General features: G+C 72.6%; 13 protein-coding genes. 2 read left to right on the forward strand and 11 right to left on the reverse strand.

The features are described 5' to 3' along the window. From RIN75_RS05545 to RIN75_RS05595, 11 genes are all read right to left on the reverse strand, one after another. Positions 1 to 1212, reverse strand: coding sequence for a GNAT family N-acetyltransferase (locus RIN75_RS05545; protein ID WP_309110677.1), 1212 nt, complete (start codon positions 1210 to 1212; stop codon positions 1 to 3). A gap of 181 nt (positions 1213 to 1393) precedes the next feature. Continuing rightward, positions 1394 to 2077, reverse strand: coding sequence for a DUF4333 domain-containing protein (locus tag RIN75_RS05550; RefSeq protein ID WP_309110678.1), 684 nt, complete (start codon positions 2075 to 2077; stop codon positions 1394 to 1396). Between the two features lie 104 nt (positions 2078 to 2181). Further along, complete coding sequence (locus RIN75_RS05555) at positions 2182 to 4947, reverse strand: DEAD/DEAH box helicase (RefSeq protein WP_309110679.1); 2766 nt, start codon at positions 4945 to 4947, stop codon at positions 2182 to 2184. A gap of 63 nt (positions 4948 to 5010) precedes the next feature. After that, positions 5011 to 5880 (reverse strand): diacylglycerol kinase family protein, encoded by an 870-nt coding sequence (locus tag RIN75_RS05560; protein ID WP_309110680.1) that lies wholly within the window; start codon positions 5878 to 5880, stop codon positions 5011 to 5013. Further along, entirely contained in the window at positions 5877 to 6857 is a 981-nt protein-coding gene (gene tatC / locus RIN75_RS05565) for a twin-arginine translocase subunit TatC (protein WP_375295911.1), read from the reverse strand. The genes RIN75_RS05560 and tatC overlap by 4 nt, the downstream gene beginning before the upstream one ends. 20 nt (positions 6858 to 6877) lie before the next feature. Beyond that, complete coding sequence (tatA, locus tag RIN75_RS05570) at positions 6878 to 7213, reverse strand: Sec-independent protein translocase subunit TatA (RefSeq protein ID WP_309110681.1); 336 nt, start codon at positions 7211 to 7213, stop codon at positions 6878 to 6880. After that, positions 7206 to 7472, reverse strand: coding sequence for a bacteriophage holin (locus RIN75_RS05575; protein WP_309110682.1), 267 nt, complete (start codon positions 7470 to 7472; stop codon positions 7206 to 7208). The genes tatA and RIN75_RS05575 overlap by 8 nt, the downstream gene beginning before the upstream one ends. Positions 7473 to 7490: 18 nt before the next feature. Then, positions 7491 to 8462: a YafY family protein gene (locus RIN75_RS05580; RefSeq protein ID WP_309110683.1), complete on the reverse strand. Its 972-nt coding sequence runs from the start codon at positions 8460 to 8462 to the stop codon at positions 7491 to 7493. Next, positions 8459 to 9442, reverse strand: coding sequence for a WYL domain-containing protein (locus RIN75_RS05585; RefSeq protein WP_309110684.1), 984 nt, complete (start codon positions 9440 to 9442; stop codon positions 8459 to 8461). Before RIN75_RS05585 ends, RIN75_RS05580 begins: the two co-directional genes overlap by 4 nt. A 105-nt stretch (positions 9443 to 9547) precedes the next feature. Then, positions 9548 to 10393: an alpha/beta hydrolase gene (locus tag RIN75_RS05590; RefSeq protein ID WP_309110685.1), complete on the reverse strand. Its 846-nt coding sequence runs from the start codon at positions 10391 to 10393 to the stop codon at positions 9548 to 9550. A 38-nt stretch (positions 10394 to 10431) separates the two neighbouring features. After that, entirely contained in the window at positions 10432 to 10971 is a 540-nt protein-coding gene (locus tag RIN75_RS05595) for a heme-binding protein (protein ID WP_309110686.1), read from the reverse strand. A gap of 137 nt (positions 10972 to 11108) precedes the next feature. Between RIN75_RS05595 and RIN75_RS05600 the strand changes: the two genes are divergently transcribed. Then, positions 11109 to 12080, forward strand: a complete 972-nt coding sequence (locus RIN75_RS05600) for a sensor histidine kinase (RefSeq protein WP_309110687.1) — start codon at positions 11109 to 11111, stop codon at positions 12078 to 12080. Continuing rightward, complete coding sequence (locus RIN75_RS05605) at positions 12077 to 12700, forward strand: response regulator transcription factor (protein ID WP_309110688.1); 624 nt, start codon at positions 12077 to 12079, stop codon at positions 12698 to 12700. The genes RIN75_RS05600 and RIN75_RS05605 overlap by 4 nt, the downstream gene beginning before the upstream one ends. The last annotated feature ends 1 nt before the right edge of the window (position 12701 follow it).

Below are 12701 nucleotides of genomic sequence, written 5' to 3' on the forward strand. Positions count from 1 at the left end.
TCAGAAGAACGTTCCGGACCAGGGCGCTTCGTCCACCGCGAACAACTTGTCCGCGCGCCGGACCGCTTCCGGGGAGCCACCCGCGAAGCGGCCGGTCATGGCGAGCGCCGAGAACGACACGTCACCGAGGTAGGCCGCGCCCAGCACCTCGACGTCCAGCTCGAAGTCCGGCGCGTCGTCGGTCCGCGAAGCACCCGAAGAGGTGATCCGGTAGGCGCCCTCGTTCTCCGGCAGGAACCGGTCCCGCACGCCGATCACCACCGGCTCCGCCGCGCCGTAGGTCCGCGCCGACAGCGCCTTCTCCACGTCGACCAGCCGCAGCCACGTCTCGTCCGCTACATCCTCCACGAACACCGCGCGCCGGTCTGTCATCAGCCACTCCAGCGGCTCGTCCAGCGGCCGGCCGAACGCGAACACCTCGCCCACCAGGTCCACCCGCAGCGTGAACCCCCACAGGTCCGCCCACGCCCGCGCGTTGCCCGCCCAGAAGTCCATGACCTCCAGCACGGTCGGCTTCTCCACGCCCCGGTCCCACGAGCCGCGCTCCACCTTGTAGGCGATGTACCCGTCGTCGCCGTCCTCGCCCGAGCACACCGCGAACCGAAGGCGGTCCTTGTCCTCGGAGTGCGCCACCCTGACGTCCCACCAGCCCGGCCACCGCGCGATCGTGCCCGGCCGGCCCGGCGACAGGCGCTCGAACAGCTCCTTCGCCAGCGGCAGCGCCTCGTCCACCGGCACCAGCCGCACCCGACCCACGATCGGCACGCGCGGCGCGGCCTCGCGCTTGCGGATGCGCACCTCGCGGTAGCGGGTCGCGACCCCGTAACCGAACCGCTCGTAGATCGCCCCCTCCGAGGGCCGCAGCGTCGCCGCCACGTCCCCGCCCTCGCGCAACGCCTTCAACTGCGCCCGCTGCATCGCGGTCAACACCCCGCGCCGCGTCCAGTCCGCCCGAACCCCGACCCGCGACACCGCCGCCATCGGCACCACCGCGCCACCGGGCACCGCCAACGCCGACGGGAACGACTGCGTCCCACCCACCAACTCGTCCCCCGCGTACGCGCCGATGGTCCGCCCGGGCTCGTAGGAACCCTTGGCGACCTCCCACTTGTCGTCGGGCGCGGGTGCGTGGTGCAGGGCGCTCCGGAACACGGTGTGGGCGGCGCGGTACTCGGCTTCGTCGGTGAGAACGCGGACGTCGATGTCGGTCACGCGCCGATCGTGCCTGCCGGAACTGGGAACCGCCATCGACTTTCGCCACACCCCGCGAGGCCGCGTCGGCTCATCGCGCCGCGTTTCCCACCGATCGGAAAAGCTGATCGGTGGGAAACGCGGCGCGATGAGCCGACTTTCAGGTTGCCTCGCCGCCGCGACGGAGTCGCGGTAATCAAACTCAGCCGGTGGGCTGGCCGACCTCGTACTCGCCGTCTGCGGTCTTCACCGTGATCTTCACGTCCTTGTCCTTGCCGCCGATCTTCACCTTGCAGGTGAACGTGCGATTCGGCTCGACCGGGTTCTCCCCGGTGCAGGTCGCGCTCTCCACGTCGGAGATCTTGTAGTCGTCCTTGAGGATCTGCACGATCCCGTCCTGCACGGCCGTGTTGTCGAAGATCTTCTTCTTGAACCAGCCGGGCGTCACGAAACCGAGGACGAGCACCGCGCCGATGACGAGGACCGCCACGGCGACGATCACCCACATCACCGCGCTGGACTTCTTCGCCGGCGGCGTGCCGTACCCGGGCTGGCCGTACGGGTTCTGCTGCTGCCCGTACTGACCGAACTGGCCCGGCTGCTGGCCCCACTGCTGCTGTTGCTGCGACGGGTCCGGCTGCCCGTAGGGGTTCTGCTGCTGGGTCGGGTCGTAACCGCCGGGGTACTGCTGCGTGTACTGCTGCTGCTGCGGCGGCTGCTGCCCCCACTGCGGCTGCTGCTGCGACGGGTCCGGCTGCCCGTAACCGGGCTGCTGAGCGGGGAAACCACCCGACGGCGTGCCGGGGTACCCGCCGCCACCGTAGGGCTGCTGGCCCCACTGCTGCTGCGGGTCGTTCCCTCCGGACGGTCCGTACGGACTGGTCATGCTCGGCCTCCGACGGTCGGTAGAGGAAAAACGGTGTTCATGCCTTGCGGGCGCGATCAAACCACAGAGGTGCCGGGCACACCCAGCCACCCCGCGAACCTTTCTCAGACCGTGGCCATCGCCACCACCCCGCGGCGCAACGCGTCCACCGCCCGTTTGGCCGTACCGCCCACCGGGTCGTCGGTCCCGACCACGTCCCGGATCTGGTCCAGGAAGTCGATCACCTGCCGGCACCAGCGCACGAAATCGCCCGCGCCCAGCTCGGTGCCCGACGCTTCGGCCGAGCTGAGCACCTTCTCCAGCGACTCGCCGCGCGCCCACCGGTACACCGGCCACGCGAACCCCGGGTCGGGCTGGCGCGTGCGGTCGAGCTTGTGCCGGCGCTCGTCGTCCTCCAGCTCCGCCCACAGCCGCGCGGTCGCGGTCAGCGCGTCGGTCACCGCGCCCGGTGGCAGCCTGGTCTCCAGCGGACCGTCCCGGCGCGCCTCGTAGACCAGCGCCGACACCACGGCCGCCAGCTCGGGCGCCTCCAGGTCCCGCCACACGCCGTGCCGCAGGCACTCCGCGGCCAGCAGGTCGGACTCGCTGTACAGGCGGGTCAACCGCTTGCCGTGCGCGGTGACCTCCTCGCCCGGGCCGGACTCCTCGGCGTGCAGGTAGCCGCGCTCGCGCAGCAGGCCCCGGATGCGGTCGAACTGCCGGGCCAGCGAGTGCGTGGTGGCCGCGACCTTGCGCTCCAGCTGCTCGGTCTCGGCCAGCAGCCGGTGGTACCGCTCGCCCCACCGGGCGTGGTCCTCGCGCTTCTCGCAGCCGTGGCACGGGTGCGCCCGCAGCGCCCGCCGCAGCGTCGCCAGCTCGGCGTCGTCGTCGGCCGTGGACCGCTTCTTGCGGAACGACGGCGGCACGATCCCGGTGTTGCGCAACGTCGAGGCAAGGTCGCGGCGCGAGCGCGGCGACCGGGTGTCGACCTGCTTGGGCAGCCGGATCCGGCCCAGCACCTCCACCGGCGACGGGAAGTCCGCCGCCGACAGCCGACCCGCCCACCGGTCCTCGGTCAGCACCAGCGGACGCGCCTCCCCCAGCGGCTCCAACCCCGGGTCGATCACCACCGCGAGCCCGGACCGCCGGCCCGACGGCACCGCGATCACGTCGCCCTTGCGCAGCCGCTCCAGCGACGCCGCCGCCTCCGCCCGCCGCGCGGACGTGTTCTGCCGCGCCAGCGCCTTCTCCCGCTCCGCCACCCGCCGCCGCAGCGACGCGTACTCGGTGAAGTCGCCCAGGTGGCAGCTCATCGCCTCGGCGTAGCCGGACAGCGCCTCCCGGTTGCGCTCGATGCGCCGCGCCAGCCCCACCACCGACCGGTCGGCCTGGAACTGCGCGAACGACTGCTCCAGGATCTCCCGGGCCGACGCCGCGCCCAGCTGGTGCACGAGGTTGACCGCCATGTTGTAGCCGGGGCGGAACGACGAGCGCAGCGGGTAGGTCCGGGTGGACGCCAGCCCCGCCACCGCCTTCGGGTCCACACCCGGCTGCCACACCACCACGGCGTGGCCCTCGACGTCGATGCCGCGCCGCCCGGCCCGGCCGGTGAGCTGCGTGTACTCCCCGGGCGTCAGGTCGACGTGCGCCTCGCCGTTGTACTTGACCAGCTTCTCCAGCACGACCGTGCGGGCCGGCATGTTGATGCCCAGCGCCAGCGTCTCGGTCGCGAACACGACCTTCACCAGGCCCCGGACGAACAGCTCCTCCACGGTCTCCTTGAACGCCGGCAGCAGGCCCGCGTGGTGGCTGGCGATGCCCCGCTCCAGGGCCTCCCGCCACTCCCAGTAGCCCAGCACCATCAGGTCGCCCTGCGGCAGGTCCTTGGTCTTGTCCTCGATGACCTCGCGGATCTCCTCGATCTCCGCGTCGGTGTTGAGCCGCAACCCCGCCCGCACGCACTGCGCCACGGCCGCGTCGCAGCCCGCCCGGCTGAACACGAAGTCGATCGCGGGCAGCAGCCCCGCGCCGTCCAGCCGCTGCACGATGTCCACCCGCGACGGCGGCTTGAACCCCGAGGACCGCGGCGGCCGACCGCCCTTGTCCTTGCCGTTGCGGCCCCGGCTCCACGGCACGTGGAAGCGCGCCAGGTCCTCGGTGTGGCGCAGCAGCTGCGGGTTGATCCGGGCGTGCCCGTCCGGGCCCTCCCCGGCGAACAGGTCCATCATCCGGCCGCCGGCCAGCATGTGCTGCCACAGCGGCACCGGCCGGTGCTCGTCCACCACCACGGTCGTGTCACCGCGCACCTCGACCAGCCACTCGCCGAACTCCTCGGCGTTGCTGACCGTCGCCGACAGGCTCACCAGCCGCACCGACTCCGGCAGGTGCAGGATGACCTCCTCCCACACCGGGCCGCGGAACCGGTCGGCCAGGTAGTGCACCTCGTCCATCACGACGTACGCGAGGCTCTCCAGCGTCGAGGACCCGGAGTAGAGCATGTTCCGCAGCACCTCGGTGGTCATCACGACCACGGGCGCGCCGCCGTTGACCGACGTGTCACCGGTCAGCAGGCCGACGTTCTTCGCGCCGTAGCGGGCCACCAGGTCGGCGTACTTCTGGTTCGACAACGCCTTGATCGGCGTCGTGTAGAAGCACTTGCGCCCCTCGGACAGGGCCAGGTGCACGGCGAACTCGCCGACGACCGTCTTGCCCGCGCCGGTGGGCGCGCACACCAGCACGCCGTGCCCGTCCTCCAGCGCCTCGCAGGCACGCTGCTGGAACGGGTCGAGTTCGAACGAGAGGACCGAGAGGAAGTCGGTCAGCTTGGGCCGGGAGGACCGCTTGCGGAAGTCCGCGTAGGCGTCGGCCGGAGACCGCGAGGAGCGTGACACCCTTCAAGGCTGTCACATGGCACCGACAAAAGCTGCGTTCTTTGCCGCCGCCGCGCCCCCGGCCTACCGGCTGACCACCGTCAACGCCGCTGACCTGCACTGGACCTCCAACGGGAGGCCGTGCACCCGCTCGCCGTCCGCGTACCCGACCCACCCCGGCCCGGCCAGCCGCACCGACTTGGCCCGGAACGTCCGCACCGCCGGGTGGTCGACGTGCCGGCCGGTGCGCAAGGTCGGCAGCATCCGCAACAAGGTCCGACGCGGGGCGGCGCTGACCACCGTCACGTCGAGCGACCCGTCCGCCGGGTCCGCGTCCGGGCACACCGGGATGCCGCCGCCGTAGCTGGTCGTGTTGCCGATCGCGACCAGCAGCGCGTCCAGCTCCAGCGTCGCGTCCTCGGTCTCCACCACCAGCGGTTCGGGCCGCAGGGCCGCCAGTTCGGCCAGGATCGCCAGGTCGTACCGGCGCGGACCGGCGGGCCAGCGCATGGCGTTGGCGCGTTCGTTCACCGCCGAGTCGAAGCCCGCGCACAGCACGGTCGCGAACCACGTCCCGTTCCCCACCTGGCCCAGGTCGAGAGACCGCCTGGCGTCATCGCACAGAGCGCCGACCACGTCGTCCACCGACGACGTCCCCAGCGCCGTGGCCAGGTCGTTCCCGGTGCCGGCCGGCACCACGGCCAACGCGGTCGAGGTGCCGGCGCACGCCTGCACGCCCAGGTGCGCCCCGCCGTCCCCGCCCAGCACGACGAGCACGTCCACGCCGTCGTCCACCGCCCGCCTGGCCAGCGCCAGCGTGCCTTCCGCCGAGGAAGCCACGTGCAGGTCCAGCGCGTCCACGGCGGTGCGCAGACGTGCCGCGACCGTGCCGGCCATGCGGGCGGCACGGCCCTTGCCCGAAGCCGGGCAGACCAGGAGGGCGGCGCGGGTCATGTGGCGTCGTCGTAGCGGACGCGGTGCGGTTCCTTGGGCGCCACCGACTCCGAGGATCCCTCCGACCCGTCGACCGCCGACGGCGTGTAGTCGAACGGTGACGCCTCGTCGTCGGCGAGGTCGTCCCAGCCCTCCGCCTTGCGCTTGCGCGCCGCCCGCTTGTCGTGCACGCGGGCGATCTGGATGGCCAGTTCGAACAGCAGCGTCAACGCCACCGCCAGCGCGATCATCGAGACCGGGTCGGTGCCCGGGGTCGCGATCGCGGCGAAGATGAACAGGCCGAAGGTGATGCCCCGCCGCCAGCGCCGGAGCTTGTCGTAGGTCAGCACGCCGACCTGGTTGAGCATCACCACGATCAGCGGCAGCTCGAAGCTCACGCCGAAGATCAGCAGCAGCGCCAGGACGAAGTCGATGTAGTCCCCGCCGGACAGCGCCGTGAGGAACTGGTTGTCACCGAAGCCGACCAGCACCGACAGGCCCTGCGGCACCACGTAGAACGCCAGCACCGCGCCCAGCACGAACAGCACCGAGGCGCTGAACACGAACACCAGCGCGAACTTGCGCTCCTTGGCGTACAGGCCCGGCGCGATGAACCGCCACACCTGGTACAGCCACAGCGGAGCCGTGATCGCCATGCCCGCCGCCGCGCCGACCTTCAACTGGATCATGAAGGCCTCGAACGGCTTGGTCTGCAACAACTGGCAGTTGCCGTCCTGGCTGAACCGGTCGGTCACCGGGATGCCGCAGTACGGCGCGATGACCACCTGGCCGAGGCTGGGCAGCCCGAAGATGTTCCAGCCCCACCAGAAGAAGCCGAAGATCGCGCCCAGCGCGATGAACAGCAGTGCCAAGCCGAGGCGGTGGCGGAGGTCGTAGAGGTGGTCCTTCAACGACATCGTGCCGTCGGGGTTGGCCCGACGGCTCCTCAGCTTGCGGCGCTCCCGGAACTGCGACCACCGGGACGGACTTGCCCCCACCGTGCGGACCGTCCTTCTGGCTAGTTCTGCTTGTTCTGGAGGTTCTGCGGACTCTGCTCGATCGGCTGCGCGACCTGCGGCTGCTGCTGCGCCGGCTGGGCGACCTGCTGCGGCTGGGCCACCGGTTGCGCGACCTGCTGCGGCTGCGCGGGCGGCAGCTGCTGCGGCGCGGCCTGCTGCGGGGCCTGGGTGTTCTGCTGCTGGTCGTCGTCCTCGCGCAGGCCCTTGGTCTCGGCCTTGAGGATCTTGGCCGAACGGCCCAGCGAGCGCGCCATGTCGGGCAGCTTCTTCGCCCCGAACAGCAGAATGATCACCACGGCGATGATGATCAGCTCAGTAGCTCCGAGGTTACCCACGGTGGTCCTCCTGTCTGCCCCGGTCCGTCGATGGTACGCGGGGGTTGCCCTGACGGGCCCGGTCCGGACGCCGTTCGGCGAAGGCCACCCCGAGCGCGGCGAAGCGCGCCCGCAGCAGACCGACGCCGTCGCCGACCCTGTCGCCCACCAGAGTGCTTGCGGCGCGGAAGCGGCGCAAGGATCCGACCACCTTGGTCACGAGAACGATCAGAACGACCATTCCGACCAGGATCAACACCAGGCTCGGCAAGTACGGCACGACACCACCGTATAGGGCTCAGGTTGCCGGGAGGTGATCCGCCCGGCGCAAGGCGGCATCGGCCTGTCGGGCGACCTCCTCGACCAGGTCGGCGGGCTGCTCGACGTGCACCTCTCCGCCCAGGCCCAGCAGCAGGCGGACCATCCAGGCGGTGTCGGCGTAGCGCATGAGCACCCGCGCGCGACCTTCCTCCAGCTCGGTCAGGCCGTCCACGGGGTAGTACTCGGCGACCCACCGGGCGTCGGGTTCTAGCACCAGCACGGCGGTGCGCTGCGACGGGTCCGGGCGGAACAAGCCCTCCGAGGTGTCGGTGGGCGTGGCGTGCGGCGGGGGCGCGGCGGGCTCGTCGAGGACCTGGACGCCGTCGATGCGGTCCAGCCGGAACAGCCGGACGTCGTCGGCGAGCCGGCACCAGGCCTCCAGGTAGCTGCGGCCCTCGACCAGCAGCATCCGCATCGGGTCCACGACCCGGTCGGTGACCTCGTCCCGTGACGGGGTGTAGTAGTGCAGGCGCAGCGCGCGACCGCGCCGGACGCCGTCGGACACCGCGTCGCGCACGACGGCCGTCTCCGGCGCTTCCCGCATGGCGAGACCGACCGCGACACCGGCGGGCTGCGCCTGGCCCACGGCGGCCTCGATCTTGGCCACCGCCCGCTGCACGGCGTCCTTGTCGACCACGCCGGGCGTCTCGGCCAGCGCGCGCAGCGCCACCAGCAGCGCGGTGGCCTCGGCGGCGGTCAGCCGCAGCGGGCGGCTCATGCCCGCGTCGAAGGTGACGGTGACCGTGTCGCCCTCGAAGGACAGGTCGATCAGGTCGCCGGGCCCGTAGCCGGGCAGGCCGCACATCCACAGCAGTTCGAGGTCCTTGCGCAGTTGGCGCGGGGTGACCTCGAAGTCGGCGGCGGCCTCCTCGATCGGGATGCCGGGCCGGGCGAGCAGGTAGGGCACGAGGGCCAGCAGCCGGGGCAGCCGGTCGGCGGAGGCGTTCACGCCCGGACCCCCGCACCGCGCAGCGCGCCCACGAGCTTCTCCCGCACCGTCTTGGCCAGCACTTCGGGCTCCAGCACCACGACGTCCGCGCCGAACCCGGCGATCCAGGCCGCCGCCGAGTCGGGGAACCTCAGGTCGATCTCCAGCACGTCCCCGGCCACGCCGTCCAACTCCCGCTCCCCCACGACCCGCGCGCGCCTGCGCACGCCCTGCGCCCGGTCCCGCGCCACCCACAGCTTCGCGGTGGCCACGGCCTGGGTCGACGGCTCGCTGCGCTTGACGAAGCTGAGCAGGTCGACGTCGTCGGGCCGGTCCACCACACCGGGCTTGCCCACGGTCCGCACGTCCCCGACGATCCGGGACAGCCGGAAGCAGCGCGGCGCGCGCCGGTCGCGGTCGTGGCCGACCAGGTACCAGCGGCCCCGCCACGCGACCACGCCCCACGGCTCGACCGTGCGGGTGCGCACCTCGACCGGGGTGAGCTTGCGGTAGTCGAACTCCACCACCCGGCCCTCCTGCACGGCGGCCAGCAGCGGCGGGAACGCGGGTTCGGTGGTGCGCACCTTCGGCTCGACGGCGGTGTGCACCTCGTGGTCGACGTCCACCCCGGCCGCGCGCAGCTTGATCAGCGCGCCGTGCGCGGCGCCGGTGAGCTGCGGGGAGTCCCACAGCCGGGCGGCCAGCGCGACCGCCGCCGCCTCGTCCGGCTCCAGGTCGACGTCGCCCAGCTCGTAGTCGCGGCGGGCGATCCGGTATCCGTCGGTGTTGTCGAACTCGGCGCTGCGCCCGATCTCCAGGGGCACGCCCAGGTCCCGCAGCTCGGTCTTGTCGCGTTCGAACATGCGGAAGAACGCCTCGTCCGTCGCGGCGTCGGAATAGCCGGGGACGATGGCGCGGATGCGCTCGGCGGTCAGGTACTGCCGGGTGGAGAGCAGACACAGCACCAGGTTGACGAGCCGTTCGGCACGTGCGATGGCCACCGGTGAACCCTAACCCCGTCCGAACACCTGGTGACGCACCTCCCCACCCGAAGTCGACTGAATGGTCCATTCAGCCGCTTGTGCGGGCGCTCGCCGCGACACGCCTCACCCGGCGAAGAACGCCCGCAGCTCGGCCGCCAGATCCTCCGGGACGTCCTCGGCGAGGTGGTGCCCGGACTTCAAGCCCCGCCCACGCGGGTCCGGCGTCCAGTCCCGCCACACCGCCAGCACGTCGCCGTACAACTCGGGCAGGTCGTCGTCCTCGGCCCACAGCACCAGCACCGGGCACCCGATCCGCCGCCCGGCGACCAGGTCGGCGTCGTCGTGCGCGCGGTCGATGCCCAGACCCGCCCGGTAGTCCTCGACCATGCAGTGGACGGTCGCCGGGTCGTGCATGGCGCGCAGGGTGTCGTCGTCCACGGGCCGTTCGCGGGTCCGGTACCAGGCGTCGGGGTCGACGTTGATCACCCGTTCCGGCACCTCGGGCTGGGCCAGGAAGAACCAGTGCCACCAGCTCCGCGCGAACTCCGGTCCGCAGCGTGCCAGCGCCGAGCCGATCGGCACGACGTCCAGCGCGGCCAGGTGGGTGACCCGGTCTGGGTGGTCCAGCGCGAGCCGGGTGGCGACGTAGCCGCCCCGGTCGTGCCCCACCACGGCGAACCGCTCGTGCCCCAGCTCGCGCATCAGCACGGCCATGTCCCCAGCCATCGCCCGTTTCGAGTACGGCTCGTGGTCGGGCGTGGTGGGCGGCTTGGACGAACGGCCGTAGCCGCGCAGGTCCGGGCACACCACGGTGTGGTGCTCGGCCAGCAGCGGGGCGACGTGCCGCCACGTGGTGTGCGTGCGCGGGTGGCCGTGCAGCAGCAGGACGGGCGGGCCGGAGCCGCCGTGCCGCACCCGCAGCTCCGCCCCGCCCGTGTCGACCGTCGTCAGCGTGAAGTCCGGGAACACAACCGGTCCCCTACCCCGCGCGCCGGTCGATCAACCCCTCACAGCCCGATCGCGGCCAGGCCGGCCTTGGCGAACTTCTCGTCCAGGTCGCCGCTGGGCGCGCCGCCCACGCCGATGCCCGCGACGACCGCGCCCTCGGCCCGCACCGGCACACCGCCGGCCAGGAACAACGTCCCCGGCATGTCGCGCAGGGTCGCGCCCGCCCCGGTCACCCGGCCGGCCAGCTCGGAGGTCGGCGCGCCGAAGGACGCCGAGGTGTACGCCTTGCGCTTGGCCGACTCCTCGGTCTGCGGACCCGCGCCGTCGCCGTGCAGCAGCACCACCAGGTCGCCGCCCCGGTCCACGACCGCGACCGTCACCCGGTGGCCCTCGGCCTCGGCCGCGTCCAGGGTCGCCCGCGCCGCCTGCACGGCCGCGTCGATCGTCATGGCCTTGGTGGACCGCACGACCTCGACCCCGCCCTTGCCCGCCTGCCGCTGACCCTGGCCGTGGCTCTGGGCGCCCTGCTCGGCGATCGCGTACCCGCCCGCGCCGGCGATGCTCAGCGCCACCAGCACGGCCACCGTCGTCTTCCGCATGTCTCGTCTCCCTCGCTCCAAGTCGGCATCCACAACCCTCCCCGCCGACCGGGCTCATGACCTGGTGGTTCCGGTTGAACCGCGGTTCAACCCATCGGTTGACCCGGAATCCGGCGCGCCGGCCTACCGTCGGCGGCGTGTGGCTGCACCGGGCGATGCACGCGGGGTTCTACGTGCTGTTGGCGGCGTCGGCGGCGCGGTACGTCGCGTACCACGGCGTCGACCTCCTCGTGCTGGGCGTCGCCGTGCTGCTGGGCGTGGCCTACCCGGCCGGGGTGCGGTGGACGCGCGGGCTGGCCGTGGTGCTCGCGACCTGGCTGGCGCTGGTGTGGCTGGCCCCGAGCTTCGGGTGGTGCGCGATCCCGCTGTTCTTCCAGTGCCTGCGGCAACTACGGCCCCGGCTGGCCGTGCCGATCGCCGGGGTGCTGACCGCGGCGGTGGTGTTGGCGCAGGTCAGGCTGGCCGACGTGGTGGACCCGAGCCTGGTGCTGGGTCCGGTGGGGGTCGCGGTGATCACGGCCGCGGTGTTCTTCGACCGCCGCCGGCTCATCCACGAGGCCGGGGTGCTCCAGGAACGGCAGCGGCTGGCGCGGGAGATCCACGACACCCTCGCCCAGGGCCTGTCCAGCATCAACCTCCTGCTGGAGCTGGGGGACACGCGGCGCGCGGCGGAGGTGGCGCGGGAGAACCTGGCCGAGGCGCGCCGGTTCGTCCGGGACCTCTCGCCGTTGCAGGGCCGGTCGCTGGAGGACGCGCTGCGCGGGCTGTGCGACCGGGTCGAGGTGCACGGCGAGGCGTACCCGCTGACCGTGCAGACCGAGGTGGCGTTGCTGCGGGTGGCGCAGGGCGCGCTGGCCAACGTCCGGGAGCACGCGGACGCCTCGACCGTGGTGGTGACCCTGTCCTACCTGGACGACGCGGTGGCGCTGGACGTCCGCGACGACGGCCGCGGGTTCGACCCGGCCGCGATCAGCCCGCGCGAGGGCCGCGGCTACGGCCTGACCTCGATCCGCGGGCGGATCGCCGAGCTGGGCGGCACCCTGTCCGTGGAGAGCGCGCCGGGCGAGGGCACGGCGCTGGCGGTGACGGTGCCGACGGGGTCGCGATGAGGTTGCGGGTGCTGGTGGTGGACGACCACCCGGTGGTCCGGTTCGGGCTGGCCGGGCTGCTGCAACGCGACTTCGAGGTGGTCGCCGAGGCCGCGACCGGCGAGGACGCGGTCCGCCACGCCGCCACCCTCACCCCGGACGTGGTGCTGATGGACCTCCAACTCGGGGCGGGCGTCGACGGCGTCGAGGCCACCAAGCGCATCCGCGCGCTGCCCGACCCGCCCGAGGTGGTCGTGCTGACCACGTACGACTCCGACGCCGACGTGGTCCGCGCGGTCGAGGCGGGCGCCACCGGCTACCTGCTCAAGGACGCCCCGCCGGACGAACTGGCCGACGCGGTCCGCCGGGCCGCGAAGGGCCAGACCGTGCTGTCGCCCGACATCGCCCGCCGGCTGATGCGCACGGTCCGCGACCCGGTGCCGGCGTTGAGCAAGCGCGAGGTGGAGATCCTGGACCACCTGGCGCGCGGCCTGTCCAACCGGGAGATCGCGAAGGCGCTGTTCATCAGCGAGGCCACGGTGAAGACCCACCTGGTCCGGATCTTCGACAAGCTGGGCGTGGAGACCAGGACGGCGGCCGTGACGACCGCCGTCGAGCGCAAGCTGATCCGCCTCCGATGAG

Source organism: Saccharothrix sp. (genome assembly GCF_031180885.1).
In the GTDB taxonomy this organism is placed as follows: Bacteria; Actinomycetota; Actinomycetes; order Mycobacteriales; family Pseudonocardiaceae; genus Actinosynnema.

What these genes read in the sequence shown, in the direction of transcription:
- RIN75_RS05550 (WP_309110678.1), bottom strand. Translation starts at nt 2,077, where the DNA reads ATGACCAGTCCGTACGGACCGTCCGGAGGGAACGACCCGCAGCAGCAG.
- RIN75_RS05560 (WP_309110680.1), bottom strand. Translation starts at nt 5,880, where the DNA reads ATGACCCGCGCCGCCCTCCTGGTCTGCCCGGCTTCGGGCAAGGGCCGT.
- RIN75_RS05595 (WP_309110686.1), bottom strand. Translation starts at nt 10,971, where the DNA reads ATGCGGAAGACGACGGTGGCCGTGCTGGTGGCGCTGAGCATCGCCGGC.
- RIN75_RS05605 (WP_309110688.1), top strand. Translation starts at nt 12,077, where the DNA reads ATGAGGTTGCGGGTGCTGGTGGTGGACGACCACCCGGTGGTCCGGTTC.